Origin of the sequence: Citrobacter sp. TBCS-14 (assembly GCF_005280805.1) — a bacterium.
In the GTDB taxonomy this organism is placed as follows: domain Bacteria; phylum Pseudomonadota; class Gammaproteobacteria; order Enterobacterales; family Enterobacteriaceae; genus Citrobacter; species Citrobacter gillenii.
Map to the genome: position 1 here is coordinate 1 of NZ_SZWM01000416.1, position 211 is coordinate 211.

General features: G+C 48.3%; 1 pseudogene. It reads right to left on the minus strand.

The annotated features are described in order from the left end of the window. Positions 1-211: pseudogene (locus FDX22_RS15860) on the minus strand (transglutaminase family protein); the annotation flags it as partial.

The window sequence follows — 211 nt, forward strand, 5'->3', positions numbered from 1 at the left end:
GTCATAGAAATTGATGGGGTCACCGTCTACTTCAGCATAAGGATAACCAAAGTTGTTCATCGCTCCCTGCTCAGTAGCCGGGTACAGTTCAAAGTCACGACCATAGTTGAAGCCAACCCAGTTCATTTCCCAGTTGCCAAACAGATAGGTATTCACTGCCTGGACGTCCGCATCCTGATGCGTTTTTTTCTCCGCCAGACGCATTTTGGTC